2 protein-coding genes are annotated in these 1,966 nt (G+C 40.9%); both read left to right on the top strand.

All coding sequences use genetic code 11. The features are described from left to right. Positions 1-200 precede the first annotated feature (200 nt). Complete coding sequence (locus QVA83_RS09580; RefSeq protein WP_156077844.1) at positions 201-623, top strand: GCN5 family acetyltransferase; 423 nt, start codon at positions 201-203, stop codon at positions 621-623. 140 nt (positions 624-763) lie between these two features. Then, a complete protein-coding gene (locus QVA83_RS09575) occupies positions 764-1,468 on the top strand; it encodes a hypothetical protein (RefSeq protein WP_156077843.1) in 705 nt (234 codons plus the stop codon). Positions 1,469-1,966: the final 498 nt, after the last annotated feature.

Here is a 1,966-nt window from a genome sequence, read left to right as displayed (position 1 = left end):
AAAGTTCATTGAGTTTTCTCCCTTGGTTTGGTCGCCTATTAGGATAAACTCTGTTTATGCTGATAGGGAGGAGGCTCAATGATTATCAAGCCAATAAACTCACACACTTCGTTCGCTAGGACGCTAACTCGCGGGGCCGCTTCGGTATTATGCCCTACGTGCTATCGCCCCTTATTTAAAAGTTATGCTCAAGGAAGATTATGAAGATTTATCCAGCAGTACTCGACCCAGAAAAAGTTGGAAGCTATCCCGCAGTTGCCAAGTCCGGAGGTGGGTATGTTTGGGATGAAGTTCTCGAATATAGGGTATGGTGTCATCCTCACGATGGCGCGCCAGACCTCGAAGAAGGAAGCGACTATTACTACGCTTTCGACACTTTTGAAGAAGCATTGGAATGTAGCAACGATATTCCAGGTGCAGAAAGACCGTTGGCTCTAGTTCTTCAACGCGAGTACATAAGCGAACCAATCACTGGCCAATATGAACACATAAAAGAAGAAAGAATAACTGAATGGCCAGTTCAATTTTTAGAGCGCCCTAAAAGAAACGACCTAACCATTCCTAACTTTATGTCTCCAAATGCTCCGGAAAACAAACTGGACATAATTAGAGGTCTTGCATAACTTTGGCGTAAGGCATAACAAACCGCTGTAGACGCAAGCGGGTTGGGACATATACTTGTAGGCTTCCCTCTCTGCGCTCAGTATTATAGCTTACGTCTATTTGCCCCTTAGTGGGGCTTTAAATGCCACAAGGAAGGTACATGTTTAAACTTTTATGGTCTTTTATTTTAATTATTTCTCTATCATTCGTGCCAGCGCAGGGTGGTGAAACAACTGTCGATTTAAACGAAAACACAGTAATTTATCACGGTAAATTATCGCCATCAGCAAATCAGAAACTTCTTTCAATTCTGAAAAGTGGTAAGAGTAAAGTTGAATGGCTGTCTATAACGTCCGAAGGCGGTGAAATCAATCATGGAATGGATCTTGGTGACATTGTTCATGACTATGATTTAAAGCTTGAGGTCAATGAGTATTGTCTCTCATCATGCGCCAACTATGTTTTTTCTGCAGCAAATCATCACAGTATTTCAAATCACGCAGTTATTGGTTTCCATGGTGGTACAACCGGGATGGAGAAAGAAATAACATCGTTTATTGATGCTCTTCCAGAGGAAGAGCGGGAATTAACAAAGCAGAACTTAGAAAAATATATGAAGTCAGCTGTAATTCGTGAGCGAAACTTCTTCGAAAAAATTGGTGTGGACCAGCGAATAACAACACTAGGACAATCTTCCGAATATAAAGAGTTCGCAGAGAAAGAAGACTTTATCGGCTGGTACTATTCACTCGAAGGGCTTGCTACGCTGGGCGTTTCTAACATTGATGTAGTAAACCCTCCTTGGTCATATCAACATTTGAGCGAAAAAACTAAGTTTTTCAAAGTCAGAGTAGGCGGCATTTAACATTGGGTTATGTCAGCCCATATGAATACGAAGCAAAATACGCTTAACATGGCCGTCCACTTTTAATGGGGAAGACCAATGCTTTTCAGAAAGTTCATCAATAAGGAATGTTATGAATCTAAATGCAACATTTTGGGGGCAAGCACTCTTCATCCTCGCGTTAGTTGTAATTTTCTTTACCATCAAATTTGCTAAAGGAAAGGCTGACAATATCGGGTTGGTTGTCATTTACGCCGTCTTGCTCAACTTCTTGATTCCGCCTGTTGGGTGGTTTTATTGTTACCGATGGGCAAGTAAATAATTGCCTAGAACAAATATCATCCTCTTTGTAGCTAGTTTTTTACTAAAGTGAGGTGTGAAAGGTTTTAATTTGTACACATATAACACATATGAGCCTCCGGGCTGTCAATGAAAAAAGATAGTCCTTTGACCACTATTTCAAGATCAATACCGTTGCCTTTTTAGAACTCGTTTACTTCGTTTGTCATGGCTGATGTT

Origin of the sequence: Alteromonas sp. AO-Serp, assembly GCF_017849675.1 — a bacterium.
Lineage (GTDB): Bacteria > Pseudomonadota > Gammaproteobacteria > Enterobacterales > Alteromonadaceae > Alteromonas > Alteromonas macleodii.
Note: the sequence above shows the minus strand (reverse complement) of the source record. Positions and strands in the feature narration are given on the sequence as shown.

Bases quoted from the DNA above. Each gene is read 5' to 3' on its own strand.
- QVA83_RS09580 (WP_156077844.1), top strand. From the start codon at position 201: ATGAAGATTTATCCAGCAGTACTCGACCCAGAAAAAGTTGGAAGCTAT.
- QVA83_RS09575 (WP_156077843.1), top strand. From the start codon at position 764: ATGTTTAAACTTTTATGGTCTTTTATTTTAATTATTTCTCTATCATTC.